This is a genomic window from Paenibacillus sp. FSL W8-0186, from assembly GCF_037969765.1.
Taxonomy (GTDB): domain Bacteria; phylum Bacillota; class Bacilli; order Paenibacillales; family Paenibacillaceae; genus Fontibacillus; species Fontibacillus woosongensis.
The window spans coordinates 4796555-4815740 of record NZ_CP150207.1; the positions used below are offsets into that span (position 1 = coordinate 4796555).

Annotated in this window: 17 protein-coding genes; all 17 read right to left on the minus strand. The window is 51.4% G+C overall.

Features of this window, described 5'->3' with window-relative positions; all coding sequences use genetic code 11:
* Positions 1-9: 9 nt before the first annotated feature.
* The 17 genes from MKX50_RS21545 to MKX50_RS21625 all read right to left on the minus strand — a co-directional run bounded on the left by MKX50_RS21545 (position 10) and on the right by MKX50_RS21625 (position 19022).
* Positions 10-834, minus strand: coding sequence for a Cof-type HAD-IIB family hydrolase (locus MKX50_RS21545; protein ID WP_339157758.1), 825 nt, complete (start codon positions 832-834; stop codon positions 10-12).
* A gap of 141 nt (positions 835-975) precedes the next feature.
* The gene (locus MKX50_RS21550; protein WP_339157759.1) at positions 976-1449 is read right to left on the minus strand and encodes a hypothetical protein; all 474 of its coding nucleotides are present in this window, start codon (positions 1447-1449) and stop codon (positions 976-978) included.
* A gap of 34 nt (positions 1450-1483) precedes the next feature.
* Positions 1484-2647, minus strand: a complete 1164-nt coding sequence (locus tag MKX50_RS21555; protein ID WP_213593952.1) for a M48 family metalloprotease — start codon at positions 2645-2647, stop codon at positions 1484-1486.
* Positions 2648-2808: 161 nt separating this feature from the next.
* A complete protein-coding gene (locus tag MKX50_RS21560) occupies positions 2809-3063 on the minus strand; it encodes a Blp family class II bacteriocin (RefSeq protein WP_196427215.1) in 255 nt (84 codons plus the stop codon).
* A gap of 274 nt (positions 3064-3337) precedes the next feature.
* Positions 3338-4504 carry an ATP-grasp domain-containing protein gene (locus MKX50_RS21565; protein ID WP_339157760.1) on the minus strand — a complete coding sequence of 389 codons (1167 nt, stop codon included), beginning with the start codon at positions 4502-4504 and terminating at the stop codon, positions 3338-3340.
* 103 nt (positions 4505-4607) lie between these two features.
* Positions 4608-4889: a hypothetical protein gene (locus MKX50_RS21570; protein WP_196427216.1), complete on the minus strand. Its 282-nt coding sequence runs from the start codon at positions 4887-4889 to the stop codon at positions 4608-4610.
* 20 nt (positions 4890-4909) lie between these two features.
* Positions 4910-6292, minus strand: coding sequence for an HlyD family efflux transporter periplasmic adaptor subunit (locus MKX50_RS21575; protein WP_339157761.1), 1383 nt, complete (start codon positions 6290-6292; stop codon positions 4910-4912).
* Between the two features lie 65 nt (positions 6293-6357).
* Complete coding sequence (locus MKX50_RS21580) at positions 6358-8577, minus strand: peptidase domain-containing ABC transporter (RefSeq protein WP_339157762.1); 2220 nt, start codon at positions 8575-8577, stop codon at positions 6358-6360.
* Between the two features lie 125 nt (positions 8578-8702).
* Positions 8703-9524, minus strand: a complete 822-nt coding sequence (locus MKX50_RS21585) for a helix-turn-helix transcriptional regulator (RefSeq protein WP_213593961.1) — start codon at positions 9522-9524, stop codon at positions 8703-8705.
* Between the two features lie 193 nt (positions 9525-9717).
* Positions 9718-10095, minus strand: coding sequence for a sensory rhodopsin transducer (locus MKX50_RS21590; RefSeq protein ID WP_339157763.1), 378 nt, complete (start codon positions 10093-10095; stop codon positions 9718-9720).
* Positions 10096-10116: 21 nt separating this feature from the next.
* A complete protein-coding gene (locus MKX50_RS21595; RefSeq protein ID WP_339157764.1) occupies positions 10117-11151 on the minus strand; it encodes a glycoside hydrolase family 88 protein in 1035 nt (344 codons plus the stop codon).
* A 52-nt stretch (positions 11152-11203) separates the two neighbouring features.
* Positions 11204-12373, minus strand: a complete 1170-nt coding sequence (locus MKX50_RS21600; RefSeq protein WP_339157765.1) for a rhamnogalacturonan acetylesterase — start codon at positions 12371-12373, stop codon at positions 11204-11206.
* 50 nt (positions 12374-12423) lie between these two features.
* Entirely contained in the window at positions 12424-13263 is an 840-nt protein-coding gene (locus tag MKX50_RS21605) for a carbohydrate ABC transporter permease (RefSeq protein WP_213593966.1), read from the minus strand.
* A gap of 2 nt (positions 13264-13265) precedes the next feature.
* Positions 13266-14198: a sugar ABC transporter permease gene (locus MKX50_RS21610; RefSeq protein WP_213593967.1), complete on the minus strand. Its 933-nt coding sequence runs from the start codon at positions 14196-14198 to the stop codon at positions 13266-13268.
* Positions 14199-14289: 91 nt separating this feature from the next.
* Complete coding sequence (locus tag MKX50_RS21615) at positions 14290-15621, minus strand: sugar ABC transporter substrate-binding protein (protein WP_213593968.1); 1332 nt, start codon at positions 15619-15621, stop codon at positions 14290-14292.
* Positions 15622-15736: 115 nt separating this feature from the next.
* Positions 15737-17302 carry a response regulator gene (locus MKX50_RS21620; RefSeq protein ID WP_213593970.1) on the minus strand — a complete coding sequence of 522 codons (1566 nt, stop codon included), beginning with the start codon at positions 17300-17302 and terminating at the stop codon, positions 15737-15739.
* The gene (locus tag MKX50_RS21625) at positions 17295-19022 is read right to left on the minus strand and encodes a sensor histidine kinase (RefSeq protein ID WP_213594077.1); all 1728 of its coding nucleotides are present in this window, start codon (positions 19020-19022) and stop codon (positions 17295-17297) included. The genes MKX50_RS21620 and MKX50_RS21625 overlap by 8 nt, the downstream gene beginning before the upstream one ends.
* Positions 19023-19186 lie beyond the last annotated feature (164 nt).

The window sequence follows — 19186 nt, forward strand, 5'->3', positions numbered from 1 at the left end:
TTTCCGTGTCTAGACGGTAGATGCCGCTTGATTCAGCATATATTTCTCGACGACTTTAGCTACGCCGTCTTCCATATTCGTGTCGGTTACATAATTTGCGACAGCCTTAATATCGTCGGGAGCATTGCCCATGGCTACGCCAAGCCCGGCAAATTCAATCATCGCCAGATCATTATAGCTATCCCCGATCGCTATAACTTCTTCCCGCTTGATACCCAGCTGCTGGATGAGATGGTGCAGGCTCGTCCCCTTATCTACGCCTGCCTCCGTAAATTCCAGGAAGAAGGGCTTGGAGCGAACGACGTTAAGCTCCCCTGCCAGCTGCGGCTTCAGCTTGCTCTCCAAAGCGACCAGCTTCTCCGGATCATCGACCATGAGCACCTTTACAACCGGCTCCTGAACCGCTGCAATAAAATCCTCCGCCTCGACAATCGGCATCCCCGTAATTTCGCCTTCGATATCCGTATACTTATTATGTGCCGGAGTCACGATATCATCGCCAACGTAAGTATGGATCCATACGCCCTCCTGCTTGCTGATTGCGTACAGCTCATGGGCCGTTTCCGGTGTCAAAGTGCTGCTGAACAAGACCTCCTGGGTTGCGCAATTGGTAATTTTCGCCCCGTTAAAGGATAGTATAAAGCTGCCGTATTTCTCCAGCTCTAATTCCTTGGCGATATGCGTCATAGCAAAGGTCGGGCGGCCGGAGGCCAGCACCACCTTCATCCCTGCCTCCTGCGCATCCATCAGCGCCTGCTTCGTGCGAGGCGAAATCGTATGGTCATCCCGCAGCAGCGTATCATCCAAATCCAGCACGATCATTTTATAATTCATCTCTCTATGTCCCCTCCACTCATTCTGTCGATAAGCTATGAAGCCAGCTGCTTAGTATCGCAATATACATAGCATACCATCTCTGAATGAGCTTGAGGGTATTATTTCGCTAGTTTAATCCAGCGAACCTAATAGATTGCGTTATAGAATAGACTCGTTCACCACAATATACACATCGAAGCACGGCTCCGCGCCGGCGGGCGGTTGAATGGATAGCGTGTATCCGGTAGAGACCTGGATCATCTTGTTGCGGTGGATGTAATTCACCAGCTCTGTGAATACCCGGTCCAAGCCTTCGGGATCTCCGGCATGCCTGGTATGAACCGCATTCACCAGCTGAAACACCGGCTTGAATCCATAAGGCTCCGGCAAATCCAGTGGCCGATCGACCGGGAACATAAACTCCATGTCCAGAACCTGCTCTTCCGAATCATGATCTATTGCGAAAGTAGCGGAGATCATCGGTCCGTTGCGTTTAGCCCCGCTGCCTTTCAAAACGGCAACGAATTGGCCCAGCCTATGATCAATCTCCGACTGCTTCATTCTTGCGCGATAGGAAGCCACATTCTCAAATCTGATGCTCTTCCCGGTTTCGATTTGAATCGTCTGCTCCATCCTATATACCTCCTGGATTATTAGATGTGTTTTCTTATTTGGAAATCGTCCGCTCTTCCGTCCCATAACGGCGCTGTGCAGCACTTTGAATCCACTGAATCCGGTGCTCGAACGAAGGATGCGTCTGCAGCTTCTCGATGAATCTGTGAATCGATAACACGGAATGGTTCAATTCAGCCAGTTTGGTTAGTGCGGCAATCAATACCTTCGCTGGTATTCCCATCTTTAACACGTATTCGTCCGCATCCCTCTCCAGCTTTCTCGATACGTACGAGCTCACAAACCACAAATATCCCAGGAGCAAAGCCAAAATAAAAACAACCCCGACAGGTATGGGTATATGAAACCCGCTGGCCTCTGCTTGATCCATCAACGACGTCAGGCCTAAAAATAAAGGAATTGCCGCAACGAACAAAACGGCTTTAATCCATAAATGGAACCTTCTGATATGACCGATCTCATGGGCAAGAATGGCATTTACTTCATCTAACGAAAGATTCTCCAGCAAATAGCTGGCTACGAACACCTGCTTATAAATCAGGCCGCAGACGAGCGCATTAGCTACTTTGCTGTCAGTCGTCGGCCATTCAAATACCTGTACCCGCTTCATCTCATGTTTGTGCAAAAACTTCTCGATCTCCGCCTTCCTTCCTTCATCCTTCAATGGTTTGGCCGATAAGGAGAGCCGGAGCAAGTAAGGATAAGCCAAGTTGTAGGCGGCGATCCCGATTAAAATAAATAAACAAGACCATAGACCGCTAAGCTCGATCTTCATCCAATTGAATCTGAGAGGCAGCACAACGAGTGCCGGCAAGTACATTAGAATGCTGGATTTGGCCGCCATCGCCAATTCCTTCCGCATGGAAGTTCCGACATTTCGAACGATTCTGCTGACCCGGTGATAAATAGCCTGGCTCAGGATCGTACTGAGCATCAAATAGGCAAATGGCAGCGTCGTTATGAGAACAAAATTTAGCTTCGTTTTTGGCAAAAAGCTGGCCAGCAGCATGATGATCGCAACCATCGAAACTACGTAGTATATGTAATGAGTGAATCTTATCGTTCCAAACAAATACAAGGCCCGTTCCTTGGACCCCGTTGCCCTGTAACGCTGAATCGTAAGATTGCTAATAATTAGGGCAATCACTGCATTAAACAAATAAATGATGATGGATAAAATGATCTTTGCTGCAATCATGGCCTCACTCCGTTATAACTGCCTTTAAATTCGGATTTGCTATATTCTATAAACGACGATTCAGCCGGGCTGGAATGCCCGACTGAAATCATCAAATGATTATCGTTAATGTTGTCAGCTTGTCCAAAAGGCTGCTGCCAGATTGGACAGCTAATTGGCAATTACCACCAGAACGTAAGGAGATAAGCTGCAGCTCCGCCAACGGCTCCCGCGGCTCCGCCTACGAGCGCTCCTGGTCCAGCACCAACACCGCCAGCCAAAGCTCCGCTAGCTGCGCCGCCGATGGCACCACTGGCCGCACCGCCGACTACCGATTTCCCCAGATCGCTCCAGCTGAAATCACCGCCGCCGTCAATTGCCATCATTTCATGGAGAGACAGTTCGCTAAAGCCATTCAGTTGCATAACAGAATCCATAAATTCTCCTCCTTAAAATAATATTTACTTTAGTTAAGAGCTGTGCATTATATGTAAATGTCTAACTAAAGTACGCCTTTGCTACTTCCCTCCGTTGTTTCTTCTTTTGACATACAGGCTATAAATAAAGACAGCGGCAAACCCTACAATGAACGAGAAGATAATAGTAATTGCCATGGGTATTTACCTCTTTCTGGTTAGTTTCTCTAATTAACTATATTATTAATAATATGCCAAAATAAGTAAATATCCCCTGAGGGCTAATTTGAGTGATCTACCAGACTCGCAGCACTTTTACCTTGCCGTCATGGATTTCCAGCTCCATCTGCGCCTTAGGCGATCCGGTCTGCTTCAGCATCTGGACCTTCTGTTCCTCATTCAAGTTGACGATAATGCGATCTTTAAACTTGCTAGCCTGCTTTCTCCAATTGCTCATGACGTCATAGTAATCGAATAAGTAGGCATGGTTTCCTGGCTCTCTCTTTCTAGCATAGGGGCCGGCCGCAGAATAGGATGAGGGGCGTTCAATTAGGGGAGCCTCCTGCAAATCCTCGATTAAACGGGCCGTTATCGGTGCGCCCGTCTTCAGCTCGATATCGAGAAAAGCCGGCATGCTGTTGCATTCAATAAGCACGAACTCGCCGTCCGGAGTCCTTCTCAGATCTATGCCGCTGAATCGGAGCCCTAGCTGCTCCATTGCTTTGGCACAGAAGCTGACAACGCCTTCAGGCAAGTCAACGCTCTCATATTGCACGTCTCCGGTATGATATTCCGGGTCGGTCCGGTAATCCAGAATGTCCGGATTCGATTTGATAATTTTATGAGCAGAAATCATTTGTCCGGCCAGCATGTTGACGCGAATGTCGTCCCCTGGAATTTCCTCCTGGAATATCGCAGGCTCATTGCTGATGGCATCAAGCTGCTCCAGCAGCTCTGGGGTTACCTTTTGGCAATAACTGCCTCCAGGAAGCGGTTTGCAAACCGCGCCCTTCACCTCAGAAATGAAATTGCGGGCGATTTCCGGGTTAGATGTAATACAGGTTCTGGGCAGGGGAATGCCTAGTCTATGAAGGGCGTTCAATTGATAGTATTTCGATGAGTTGCTCGGCGCGTTGATAACTCTCGCCCCTTCCTCATGAAGGGCGTGCATCCAGCCCCGTACTGCCTCGACCTGGGCTGAGAACTGGAGCTGATGGTTGTACCGGTCGGCCGCAGTGCCTCCAGTCAGCTGATTGGGATTATGCGTCATAATGCTGCGGAAATAAACGGAGCGAAGCCGTCGCAATGGCTCCCCGTTATAGATCAGCTCACCGTTGACGGCCGCATAATCATTCAGCTTCGGCGAGCCAAGCTCCTTATATTCGATCCCCCTCTCTCTGAGCATCGTTACCATATGACGACAGTGAACATCGTTCATGGGATTGACCACGAGGATTGGCATGAGTTACCTCCTTCTCTGTTACACATCCGAATTGATAGTTTTGGTAAATAAGCACAAAGGGGATAAATGTCAATAAGACAATTACCCCCTTTGTTGCTAAGCATTAGAAACACTCTTCGCCCAGCGCCAACGTTGTGGCGCCGCCTTCTTCGCCGAGCGCCAGCGTCGTAGCGATCGGTCCGCCGTCTTCTTCGCCAAGAGCCAGCGTCGTCATGATCGGGCCATCGCATTCTTCGCCGATAGCCAGTGTCGTAACGATTGGACGCTCCAGGCTTCCGCCGTCGATATGCTGCATTTCCTCAGGGGAAATCTCGACTGCGTTGATTTCGACATTAAAATGAGAGCTGATGGAATCCTTTTGCATTGGATCGAGTGTAATTTTCATTATTTTCACCTCCTTTCCAGTCACTGCTTCAAATCTAGCTTTTTCAGCATATATTCCAGCACCGTCTCGCTTCTCGTAATGATTTGCGCTTCGGCCATCATCCCCGTCTTGATGTAAGCATCCTCTCCTTTCTTACTCTGAAGCGGCTTGTTCTGGATGTCGGCTTCGACAGCATAATAGCTGTATCCATCCTGCTGGTTCATGACCGCATCTCCGCTGATGGATCGCACCGTACCCTGCAGCATGCCGTAGTCATTGGAAGGAAGGGCAAAGAAACTATATTTGATCGTATCCCCTACTTGGATGTTCGCCACGTCCTGGTTGGATATCGCCAGCTTCATCATGAATTCGGAATCGTTCTCCGGCAGAATCGTCAGCAATTCCGTTCCTGTTTGCAGCAAATCCCCCGCATTGATATCGGTTATCACATTGACGGTTCCATCGATCGGAGCTGTGATTACGTAATCCCTTAGCGCGAAATCCAGATTCTGCAAGCGTTCCTCCAGGCTCTTTACACGCTCCTGCTCGGCTTCTATGGATTCGGCCAATTGCAAATACAGAGCATCCGCTTCTCCCTGCAATTTGTTCAACAACTGCTCATTCTCATTTATGGCCGTAATCAGCGCCAATTCGAAGCCGTTGGTATAATCGCTGGCCTGCAGCCGCACCTCCTCCAGCTTCTGCTTGGCCTCGCTTTCATCCCCGTCTTGCCGGACCGCCATTTTAAAATGCTCGGATGCCGTTTGCTCCTGCAGCGCATACTGTTCTTTCTTGATTTGATAGTCTTGAAATTTGTAATAATATTCTGTCGCGGGCGGCAATAGATTTGCACCTGCAGCGATGGACTGCTTCAACAGCTCCAGATGCATTTGCTTCTCTTCAGCCTGCTCCAGCAATCCCATCAGCCGAATCAGTTCCACGCGAAATTTCTGTTTCGTAGAATGGCCATCCAGCAAACTGCCAAGCCGTTCAGGCTGCCCAGCGGCTTCTGGATTTGCCGGCGTATTCCCGGACAGGATTTGTGCTTTGAACTGTACCAGCTCCTCCAGCTGTTCCTTAGCTTTCTGCAAATCAAGCTCCGCAGCCAGCTTGTCCGCTTCTAGCTGATCCTTATGCAGCGTATACAGTACATCTCCGGCCTTCACTTTCTGCCCCGCCGTGTAATAAACGCTCTCTACGTTGCCTGTGGCCTTGTTCTGGATGCGGCTTACCTTTTCATTCGGACGCACTACGCCGCTTGCCTTGACCACGATGTCAATTTTGCTTATGGAGGCCCATATCAGCCCGACAACTAGAATAAGAACCAGAAAACCGAGGAATATTGAGATAAACGGGCTCGTCCGCGCCTCCATGATCTCCCGGCTGTCGGTGATCTCTCCCATATCCCTAATGACTGCTCTCATATTCGTCCTACCTACTTCCCTGGTGTGCTCATGATAGGCCGTTGTCCTTTCATCCGCCGTGGCAGTTATTTGCTGACCGTCTCCAGCATGCCTTGTCCCTGCGTGCCCAGTTCATTTATCCCTTCCGGGATCTGATCCTTCCACAGCTCGTAATATTTGCCCCCGCGGCCCATAAGCTCCGCATGCGTCCCGGCCTCAATAATTTCACCGTGATCCATGACAAAAATCCGGTTGCAGCGCATAATCGTGCTCAAGCGATGAGCGATGATGATTGTAGTCACATCATCCAGATTATGTATGGTCTCCGAAATCGCCTTCTCCGTCGTCGAATCCAAATTGCTCGTCGCTTCATCCATAATGAGGATGTCCGGCTGCTTCAGGATCGCTCTTGCAATCGCGAGACGCTGCTTCTGTCCGCCGGATAAGTTGGACGCATCCTCCTCCAGTACCGTGTTGTATCTTAACGGCAGCTCGTTAATGAAATCATGAGCCTTGGCTATCTTCGCTGCCTCCACGACCCGCTCCAGCTCCGTCTCGTCATCGATCCCAAGGCAGAGGTTATCACGGATCGTACCGCTGAAGAAAAACGTATCCTGCGTAATATAAGCAATCTTCTCGCGCAGCGTATCTATGTTAATGTCCTTAATGTTGTTGTCATTAATGAGAATATCGCCCTTCTCGGGGGAATAGAAACGCATAAGCAGCTGAATCAGCGTCGTCTTTCCTGATCCACTCTCGCCGACGAAAGCAATTTTCTCCCCGGGAGAGATCGTTAAATTCACGTTTTTCAAGACAAGCTGTCTTGTGCCATACCGGAAATCCAGGTTCTGGAGCTTGATCTGCCCTTTCAGCGATACCGGACTGATCTTCCGGTCTTCACCCTTCTCCTTCTCCGGCGTAAGATCCAGAATCTCCCCGAGCCGGTCTGCGGCAACTACGGCCGTCTGGACCATCGGCTGAAGGTTGATCAAATTCTGGATCGGTTCGAGGAAATAAGCGAGCAGCGCATTGAAGGTGATCAATTGACCCATCGACAAATTGCCGCGGATAACCTGGTAGGCTCCTGCCCACAAAATAACGATTCCCCCGAGCGCCTGAACCAGCCCCTTTAATGATGCCTGCACATTATTGAAAAAACCGAAGCGGAACACGCTCCGCAGCAAAACAACAAACTTCTTCTCCGTCTCGAAATTCGCTTTCTGCTCCGCATTGTACGCCTTGACTGTCTCGATCCCGTTGATCGATTCTACCAGGTAGGAGTTCAACTGAGCGTTGTCCTCCATCTGCTTGCGGTTCATCCGTTCAAACGGCTTATGGAACGCCCATACAAGCACGAGGTACAAGGGGATCATCGTTGAGGTTACCCCAAACAGAAACGGGCTCTGGGAGTATAAAATGAACCCGCCGATCAGCGCCATGATGACGTCGATCATGATCGTTAAGGTTGCCCCCGATATCGCGTCTCTCACTTTGGAGGCGTCCATCAGCCTGGAGATGATTTCTCCCGTCTTGCGGGTGCCGAAGAAATTCATCGGCAGCTTAAGCACATGCTGGTAGTAGCCGAGGATTAAGGAAATATCTAACTTCTGGCTCAAATATAGCAGCAAATGATTGCGGAAAGCGCTTAACAATATTCTGAACAGAGTCAAAGCAATAACGCCGACGGAGACCATATGCAAGGTCTTGTCCAAACCGTGAGGCAAAATTTCATCCAACAAGAACTTAAAGTAGAATGCACCGAGAATTCCTAATATGGTATAGAGAATTGACGCCATGAACAGGCTAAAGATAAGCTTGCGTTGAGGAATTAAAAGACTGAAAAACCGGGGAAATAATCCTTTCGTCTCATCCCCCTTTTGAAAGGTAGGCGCCGGAACCATCAGAATAAGCACGCCTGTCCAAATCTTAAAGAATTCCTCGGGCGTATACTTTACAATTCCTTTTGCCGGATCGGCAATGATAAGTTCCTTCTTCGTAACTTTATGTATGACTACGTAGTGGAGTAATGTTTGATCAATTATGACGTGTGCGATGGCCGGTAAAGGAATTGGCTCAAAAATGGATTCCTGGGCTGCCTTCACCCCCTTGGCTGTGAACCCAAGGCTCTCTGCGGCTTTAATGACACCGTAGACGTTCGTACCCCTCTTGTCCGTTCCGGCTGTCTCCCGTATCCGCGATATCGGAATCTTCAGCCCATGCTGCTTAGAAATCGTGGCCAGACAAGCCGCACCGCAGTCTTTGATATCGAATTGCTTGATGCAGTGGTATTTGCCCAAAAATATCATTTCAGATCGTCCCATCCGCAATTTAGTTGTGTACAGGCCGTTTCCTAAATTATACCATTTATGGGCTATTCCTTGTAAATATCCCTTTAGGGATATTTCGAGGCTAAATTTCCCTAATGCTCGTATTAAGGATGAAATTTGATAATGAATTCTCCCTTATCGCTGACATTGGTTTTTTTGTAGACATTTTTTAGCGTATTTTTCACGGTTCCTGGAGCAATATACAGCATTTTGGCGATTTGCCCTACCGAATGATTATGCATCCACAGATAGCCGATTTCCTTCTCCCGTTTGGTCAATCCGCATTTATCAAATGCAAGGTAAATCGCCTGCTTCCTCTGCTCTGGATGAGGCAGTCTCCCTACGACGCGGTCTATTAATTGCTGCAGCAGCGGTACGACGTATGTAATATCTTCGTTGACGGATAATGACATGTCCAAATATCCTTTAATTTCACCGTTGATGCAGATAGGAGCGCAGATGCAGGACCAGCCCGCAAACAGCTTCAGGTGATGCTCTTCCCCGCGAATAACAGCAATGCAGCCCGTTTCCATCGCGACGGACAGCGCATTGATCCCCGCGTGCTTTATATCAAACAAGCTGCCAACCCTGACATTATGCTCCTTTAGCGAAGCGACCACATGCTCGGGGCCGCTCAAGCTAAGCGTCGCACCCTCCGTATCCGTCAAAAAAAATATAAACGGCCGGATCAAAAACCGGTGAAGCGCTTTCAGCTCTTCTTCCACTACGGAGATCAGCTCTTGGTGGGTAGCTAATCTTTGGATCATTTCCTCTTCTGAAATACACTTCAATTGATCCATGTAAACATGATGCCCGCTAAGTGCAAAGGAGCTGTTCCACTGCTGAATCGTTCTCTGGTTCACGTCCTTCAAATAGACCCACTGACCGTCAGGTAACGCCGTCTGATAACTAAAGACGCTTTTCAAAATATCTCTCCTTTCCTACTTTTAAGAAATATTTTACCATAATATATTACCTTTTAACTATATTGGTAATTTAAGTTTTGTAAATATTTAGCGCTTTTAAGGGTTGCTGTATAAGCATCCTTCCCAGGAAAAAAAACGCCTCACGGCGTTTTTTAGCAAGCTTAATTTAGATGAAATTTTGAGCAGGACACGGCTAATTTTCAATAGGATAGGCCATGACGCTCATCAGTGCCAGCTCCGGCTGGGTAGTATCGAGCCGGCTGTATTGAATAATGACGGGAACATCACTTTCTACCGTTAGCGCATAAGGCACCCCGGCAGGGATTCGCTCTCCGCCGCTCTCCAGGGAGGAAGTGCGAATATGCCTCGTGCGGCGGCCTTCAACAATAGCCTCAATGCCCTCCAGCGGCTCGCGGTCTTCATAATAAACGGTAATGCCAAGCCTTGCCGGCGTCTCCCCGCAATTCAGCACGCAGATGCTTTCGTGGCTGACGAGTTCTCCCCGGCTGTCCGGCGGAATATATCCGTCGGGTATGACCCAGAAACGGTGTCCTTTTGCTTGAACTTCCATATTGGCGGTTCTCCCTTCTTGTTAATTGTACGGATCTTCCTTGGAGCGCAGCAGCTGCGCCAGGAACGCCAGGGCCAGCCCCTGTCCCCAGCCTTGGATCCGTTTGCAAGGCACATCCTTGTACCCCTCTACATCATTCATGACCGCCGTACCGGCCGAAACGTCCGTCACCGTGCCGTCGTCCTTGATCCGGGACAGAATGCCTTCGATCGATTTTTGCGTATACTTGTTGTACAATCTTCCCCGCATCAGCAGCGCTGTAGCGATCCCAGCTGATCCGGAGGTTTCCAGGTAAGAGGTCTCGTCATCCAGCACCGTATGCCACAGCCCTTCGGGCGATTGCAGCCTGACGAGTGCACTGAGCTGATCCCGCAAAGAGCCGTCGATGATCATATAAGATGGGTGCTGAACCTCGACGTACTGCAGCGCCTTCGACATCGTGAGCGCCGCCCAGCTGTTGCCGCGGGCCCAGTAGATACCGGACATATGGTTCTGGTTTAAATGATCCCAGCCATGATAGTAAAGATTCGTGTCCGGATCCTGCAGAAACTCCTCATGTCCGTGATACTGCTTCAGGCCGTCCTCAAAATATTCCTTGTTTCCGAGCAGATGCCCGATGCGCAGCAGAAAATAACCCGCCATGAACATCGTATCCACCCAAGCCTGCTGGGGAAATACGTCATTCACCGAATTCACCGTATGCTGAAAAATACCATCCGCGAACCGTTCCGCTTTATTTTTCAAAAATTCCGCCATTTCGACAGCCGTGTTTAAATATTTCTCGTCCTGGTAGACCTGATATAGCGTCAGCAGACAGTGGCCGATTGACACGCCGTTTACGGAAAGCTTCGGCAGGCCGTCCTCCATATGCTCGTCGACCCAGGCTTTCAGCTTAGTTAGATACTCCTCATTTCCCGTTGCCTCGTACGCTTCGCAGACCCCGTAATATGCTACGCCGCCCGGCCAGTCCCAGTTGAAATCCATATTAAACGTACGTTCGACGACCCGGTCGATCATCTGCTTCACCTTCGCCTCATCATAAACCAATGCTGGCATGTCTAGCTCTCCTCCCCTAAATGGCTCTGTGATCATTTGTTCCTCCCATACGTTACCTGAGATACATGAATAAAGGCTGCAGCTGCAAATCGCGAATTCCGTCGGCAATTAACCGGGCGATCGCTTCTCCCCCCTGCTCCTGGAAATGCGTGTTGTCCCGCACGCCCGCAGGGAAGTTCATGTATTCGCCCGGGTACACCCACATGAACAGGTCTTTGCAGCCCTCTGGCCCGGCTGCCTCGAACAATCGCTTGCTTCGGGCAGCAAGATCAATAAGCGGCGTATCCGTCTCTGCGGCCAGCTCCTGCATGGCCGTGATATAATCTCCATGCGTATCAGAGAGCGTTCCATCCGGGTTGAAATATCGGCGATGCACCGGCGTCACCAGCACCGGGTAGGCCCGCTTCTCCCGAGCGGCTTCGATATAACGCAGCAGATGCTGCTTAAATGTCGTAAACGGGTCCGTCCCCCGGGGATCGGGCTTCTCGTCGTTATGGCCGAACTGGAGCAGCAGGAAATCGCCAGGTTTGATCAGCTGCAGAATCGCCTCCAGGCGCCCTTCCTCGATGAAGCTCCGCGAGCTGCGCCCGGACTGGGCATGATTATCTACACAGACATCGTGCTTGAACAAGGCGGGCAGCAGCTGCCCCCACCCCGCGTAGGGATAGCCGTCCTCCGGCTGATCCGTCACGGTGGAATCACCCGCAAGGAACAGGGTCAGCGTATTGGGCGCAGGCTGAAGCTCCAGCATATTCAGGCGAGGCGCCTGCCCTGACACTTGCAGGCGGAAGCGGCCGCCCCGCACAGGAACTGCGAATTTCTCCTCGATAAACTGCCCGGCTGCTGAGCGGATCGGCGGCAGCACCCGCTTGCTGCCGGCGACCTTCAGCAGGGTATGCGTTTCCGCCAAAGCGTCTCCTGCCAGAATGCTCACCACATATACGCCGTCCGGCACATTTGCCGTAAACGTAGCTCCCACCGGAATGCAGAAGCGATGATACAGCATGGCTCTGGCATCGCCGGGAACGGCAGCGGCAGCGGCCAATCTATCCCGGGCATACACACCGTTTATGTCCTCGAATCCATATCCGGCCGCTGAGTCATACACACTCTCCGCGGTCACGCCAGTATAGCCTTCCGCCGGCTGCCCTGGCCCAAAGTCGAATTTCCACGATATTTTCTCCAGTCCAGGCGCCGCGGCTCCTTTCCTCTCATCTTTCATACAATTCCCCCTCCCCGCGATGGTCTCCTATGGCTAACCGTCAACGTCTGCTAGCCTTTCAATCCGCTGCTGCTAATTCCTTCTACAATTTGTTTCTGGAACATAAAAAATACAACGACGACCGGAATCAGGCTGACGATGGACATCGCGAACATCGCTCCCCAGTTGGACCCGGACTCACTGTCCAGGAACATCTTCAGCCCCATCGACACGGTATATTTCTGCGGCGAATTCAAATACAGTACCGGGCCGATCAGATCTTCCCACCGCCAATAGAAGGAGAAGATTGCCGCCGTAGCGAGCGCTGGTTTAATGAGCGGCAGAATGATGCGGTAGAAGAGCCGGAATTTGTCGCAGCCGTCGATCGTTGCCGCCTCATCGAGCTCGATCGGAATGGAGCGGATGAATTGGATCATCAGGAAAATGAAGAACGGCGCTCCGAAGTAATTCGGGATGACAATCGGCTTCATGCTGTTCAGCCATTCGAGCTTCGAGAAAATAATATATTGCGGGACAAGCACCACGTCATGGGGCAGCATCAGCGTCACCATCATTAGCGCAAACCACAGATTGCGCCCTTTAAAATCAAGCCGGCCGAAGCCGAAGGCGACCAGCGCCGAGGAAATGACGGCGCCGATGGTAGCCAGCACCACGATGATGAGCGAATTGACGATAAACTGGGCGAAGGGCTGTCCTCCGACACCGGCCCAGCCTGCGGCATAGTTCCCAAAATCCCAGGACTGCGGGACAAGCTGCGAGGCCGTGGCAAAGATCGTCCGGCTCTCCTTGAAGGAGCTCATGAACAGCCAGATGATCGGGTACAGCATAAGAATGGCAATTGCCCCGACAAAAAGATGGTAGACCGGCCATTTCCATTTGCCTGCAACCATGATTAACGGCCTCCTTTCGACTCATAGAACACCCACAATTTCGATGTCTTGAACAGAATCGCCGTCATGATGCCGACCATGATAAGCATGACCCAAGCCATCGCCGCGGCGTAGCCCATATTGTTAAACATGAAAGCCTGCCGGAACAAATACAGGGAGTACAGCAAGGTTCCGTCCATCGGCGTTCCTTCCCCTTTGGAAATAATATAAGCCGGCACAAAGGTCATAAATGCGCTGATCGTCTGCATGATCAGGTTGAATAGAATAATCGGGCTCAGCAGCGGCAGCGTAATCTTGAAAAATTTGCGGGGAGCGGTTGCTCCGTCAATGCTTGCCGCCTCGTACATCTCTGGGGAAATATTCTTCAGACCAGCCAGGAAGATCAGCATGGACGATCCGAATTGCCATACCGACAGCGCGATCAGCGTGCCAAGCGCGGCATTAGGGTCGCCGTACCAAGCCACCGGCGGTATGCCGAGAAATATGAGCAGGCTGTTTACAATGCCCTGTTCGTTAAAAATGTTACGCCACATAATCGAAACGGCGACACTTCCGCCAATGATGGATGGCAAATAATACACAGTCCGGTAGAAGCCGACCATGCGCGACTTCGTATTGAGCAGCATGGCCACGAACAAGGCAAACATCAGCCGCAGCGGCACGCCGGCAAATACATATATAAAAGTAACTCTGACCGAGTTCCAATATTTCTGATCCTGGGTAAACATTTTTTTGAAATTGAAGGATCCGACCCACTGCGGGTCGTTAAATAAATTGTAATTCGTGAATGACAAATACAATGAGATCAAAATCGGAATAAACGTAAAGACCAAGAAACCGATCACAAACGGACTAATAAAAGCATATCCGGTCAAATTGGCTCTGAGTGACTGTTTCCGCAAGGCATCTGCACCTCCTGGCAGTATGGTGAACATGAAATCCACCTGAGCAGCGGCAGTAAACGGGAATTCTTCACCCCAATAGCTGATTTACCGCCGCGCTCAAGTGGTCTAGGACAGCCTAAGCCTATTTATTGTTAGCCAGGATGCCGTTCGCTTCCTGCCGGAACGCAGCAGCCGCTTTCTCCGGAGTCATCTGCCCGTAGTTGATCTGCTCCACCAGGTCGGCAAGGGAGGCGATCACCTGCGGCGAGCCTACCGGCGGGGCCGGGCTCATCGGTGAGCTCTTCTCTTCCATAGCCGCAACGAAGTCGAATACCTGCTTCTCCGGCTCCGACAATTCGGAGACGATCGCTTCTTTGATCGAAGCCGAGATTGGAACTCCGCGCTCACCCTTAATCATTTTGTTGGCTTCTACGTCGTTAATCCAGAAATCGATAAATTTCGCCGCTTCTTCCTTGTTCTTAGAATGAGAAGTGATCGACCAGAACATGCTCGGCTGCATGTACAGGCCCTTCTCCATATCCGGTCCCATCATAGGCGCCAGCTCCATCGGCCGGTTGACCGCAGCCTGGAGTCCAACGTACTGGTTAGACCATTGCCATACGCCGACACCCATTCCTTTGACGATTTCCGATTCCTCCAAAATGCCTTTCGTTTGCGTCAGCTTCTCTTGGGAAGGAACGGCGCCTTCTTTGATCAGCCTGGCCAGACGCCCGAAGAATTCGGTGAACAAAGCATCATCCTCATAGCCGAGCGCCGTACCTTCCTTGTTATACAGGGAATATCCATGGGTACGAAGGAAGTAATGGAAGAAAATATCCGGCGCCATGGAGCCGTCCATGACATAACCCGCGTCTCTAACCTTCATGGCGATTTCCTCATATTGATCCCAAGTCCAATTTTCGGGGATGCTGTCGACGCCGGCTTTGTTCAACAGCTCTGGGTCGTATTGAAATCCAAGCACGTTCACACCAGTCGGCACGCCGTACTGGACGTCGTTGATTTTTCCCGTGGAAATCACATTATCGTTAACGTCATCAATTTTGATTTGATTGCCTATATAAGGCGTCAGGTCCTCAAGCTGGCCGTTTTTGGCGTATTGCACGATGTAAGAGATGTCCATTTGCACGATGTCCGGCAGCTGGTTCGCAGCCGCCTGGGGCGCGAGCTTCTTCCAATAGTCGTCAAATGCAGCATATTCGACGTCAATTTTGACATTCGGGTTCAGCTCCTGATACTTATCGACGATTTGCTGGGTATATTCATGGCGCTTATCGCCTCCCCACCAGGCAATTCTCAGCGTCGTTGTATCTTTTTTGCCCTTGCTCTCTTGTGCGGGCTTGTCATCGCCCCCTCCGTTACTCGCACCTCCGGTGCTGCCTCCGCCGCTGCAGGCAGGCAAAATGAACAGCAGGGCAACCAACATCCATAAAGCGGTTTTCTTCCTCACAAACATGCTCTCCTTTCGTCGAACGCTAGTTTGTTAACGCTTACAAGTTTTATTTTCGCCCCTAAAGGGGGTGTAAGGAAACTCACTCATCCGACTTAAAGGTATAAAAATCAGAGGTGCTTTACTCGGCTTTGCCGTCTTCCAGCGATTTGCGGTATTCCGTTGGCGTCATGCCCATCCATTTCTTGAACGCCTGGCTGAAATATTTGGAGTTGCCCCCGAAGCCGTAAGAATCGGCTAGCTCAAACACCTTCACATCACCGCTGCGGCGAATCTGCTCGGCCGCCTTCTCGATCCGCAGGCGGCTCAAGTAATGGGAGAAGTTGTCTCCCGTTACCTGCTTGAACACTTTGCCGAGATAGTCGGGATTCATGTACAGCATCTCGTGCGCCACTCCGTTCAGAGTAAGCTCGTCATCCATGTAATGCTGCTCAATGATCGAGAGCATTCTCTCGACGATCGAGGAGCGGCGGCTGATGCTGTTCTTGTAGTAGCCGGAGGTGACGTGAATGGCCGCTTCCTTGACGAAGGTCTTCAGGCTGGACAAGGTATCCAGCCTGACGATCTCGGCCATTTGCGCCGTGAAGCGGTGACGGTCCTCCGGTGAGCAAAGGCGGATCAATATCGCGTACAGCTCCAGCACGTAGGAGCGGGTGACGCCGATTTCCAGGCACAGCTCCGCCAGCTGGCAGAACAGCCGCTCCAACTCGCGCTCGACCTCGTCGCTGAGGCCCGACTTGATCAGCAGCGCTATCCGCTCCTCGTCCAGCTCGACATCCCCGCTTCCCCGTTCGTCTGCCGGCAGGTCGCTCTGCGTGATGAGGCTCCCCTCGCCGACGTAAAAGCGGTGGTTCATACATTCAAGGGCCTCGCGGTACAGCCTGCGCGCTGCCTCCATCGGCCCGGCTTCGCTGAGCGCCACGGTCAGCTCTACGCTGTAGAAGCCAAGGAACGTCCGCTTCACTTCCTCAATGCTCCGCAGCAGGAGGGCCGGATCCGGCACCTCGCGGACGGCCATGAGCAGCCTGCCGTTGAGCGTCGCTCCCAGCAGGACACCCGTCAGCAAGTCCTCGGCAATATTTTTCAAGGCAAATAAATGCTCGTACTCGTGGGAGTCCTCCAACTGGAACAGGAGCAGGCGAACAGGCTCCTCTGCCGATTCAAGACCAAACAGCTCGCGATAATATTCCAGATCGCTGCGCCCGTAGGTCTTATTGGATACGAGTTCGCGCAAAAACTGCTCCTTCACATGGGGCAGCACCTTGCTTAGCCCGTCCTTCATCCGTGCAACGAACCGCTCCCTCTCGCGCAGCTCCTCCCGTTCGGACACAAGCTCTGCCAACGCTTCATAGATTTGCGCCTCGTTGCAGGGCTTCAGCAGATAATGCTTCACGCCAAACTGCATGGCGCTGCGCGCATATTCGAACTCCTTGTACCCCGTCAGCATGATGAACCGGATATTCGGGAACGATTGCAGCGTCTTCTCTACCAGCTCCAGCCCGTTCATCCCAGGCATGGATATATCGCTGATGACAAAATCCGGCTGCTCTTTGGCGATTAGCTCATAGGCCTCGATTCCGTTGCGCGCGATGCCGATCAGCTCGGTTCCCGCGCTGCTCCAGTCCACGATCTGCTGAATTCCCTCCAATATCATCCGCTCGTCGTCTACGAGCAGCACCTTATACATCCTCGTCCTCTCCTTGTCTGTATGGAATACGGATATGAATCGCCGTCCTGACGTTTGGCTCACTGTCAATACGGATGCCCCATTCGGAGCCGAAGGTCAGCTTGATGCGTTCCTCGATGTTGGACAGCCCAATGCCTTTGCCCCGGGTCTGGATCCGCCCGCCTCTGAGCTCTGTCAGAAATTCCGGCGCCATCCCCGGGCCGTCGTCCTCTACCCGGATATCCAGCCCGCCGCCGCGTTCGGCCGACTCCTCGACGATGATGCGGATATGACAGGTTTCGATTCTCGGCTCCAGGGCGTAATGAATAGCGTTCTCGAGCAGGGGCTGGAGCGTCATTTTCGGAATCAGGGCGTCCAGGTATTCATCAGGCACCTCCAATTGGAAGTCCAGCCGTTCCTCGAAGCGAATGCGCTGAATCGTTACATAGCTGTGCACGATATCCAGTTCCGATTTCAGGGTGATCAGGCTGGTTCCGTCACTGAGCGAGCTCCGCAAGAGGAAGCCGAGCGCCTCAACCATTTGCGAAATTTGCGTCTGGCGGTTCACTTTGGCCAGCCAATTGATCGAATCCAGCGTGTTGTACAAGAAATGCGGGTTGATTTGCGCTTGGAGCGCTTTTAATTCGCTTTCCCGAATGACGAGCTGCTTCGCATAATTTTGGTTGATGAGCTCGCGGATGCGCTGGATCATCATTTTAAATGTGCGCTGCAAATGCTCAACCTCAGTCTGCGAAGTCCTCGGCACCTCTCCAAGCGACTGTTCCTCAAGGTTGTCGAGATCGCCCTTCTCAATCTTGCGCATCTTCTTGATCAGCTGCTCAATCGGCCGTGTGATGCTGCGCGACAATTTGACCCCCAGCGCAATGCCGATCAGCAAAATAAGGACGAAGATGATCGTAACAAGGTCTTTGACGAATGATATGTTGCGGAACATGCTGTCATACGGGGTCATATTTAAATAAGTCCAGCCTAAATCCGACGATCTCACCCGCGTGAAAAAATACTTGCTCCCTCCCACGGTCGTTAACCCGTAGGATTCGGAACGCACCAGCTCGTCGGCAATTTCCTCCTCCGGGATGAGCGGATGATCGGGATAGATAATCTTGCTCCCGTCCGTAATGATCAGATGGCTGCTATCCCCGCCGCTCTGCACGTAATCCTCCATAATCCGCTCCTTGCGGAAGCGGATGATGAGCGTGCCCAGGTCGTCCCGGGGGAAGGTCGTCCCGCTGAACGACTTGATCTGCCGCACCGCGTACAGCGACCGGTCGCTTCCGACGTACCAAACGTTCGATCCGTCTGCGTCTTCGGCGATCGTCATGAGCTCGGTCTGCAGATCCTGCGCTAGACCTGCCCGATTGCCTCCGATCAGAATATGCCGTTCCGGGTCGATGACCATGATCGAATAGACGAACTTCTCGGAACCGGCGATCGCGGTGAGACGATCCATTATTTTTTTGCGCTGAACGGCCTTCTGGTAAGACGTAACGCTCTCCAGCTTCAGGCCGGCCAGGCTGCGCTGCAGCTGCTCGTCGGAGAATACCCGGAACGACAACCCCTCCTGCTCCCTCAGCTGATTCTCAATCCCAAGCGCCGAGCTGTTCAACACCTGGGACGTTCGCTCGTACATCTGCCTGTCGTATAGGTCGGTCACATACTTTAGTGCGATCCAATACAAGGAGAAGCTGACGATCATCAGCAGCGTAATCAGTATCAGCATTTTGTGATAGATGCCGGCTTCCTTCATTAGTCCGCGAATTTTCCCTATCAAGAAGGCCACCTCATTTATGGTCAATCATAGCAAGCGCTTACAAGTTCTGTTATCGATATTTTACATAATTAATGAGCGTGCGGATACCCATCGTAATATCTATTTCATGCTAT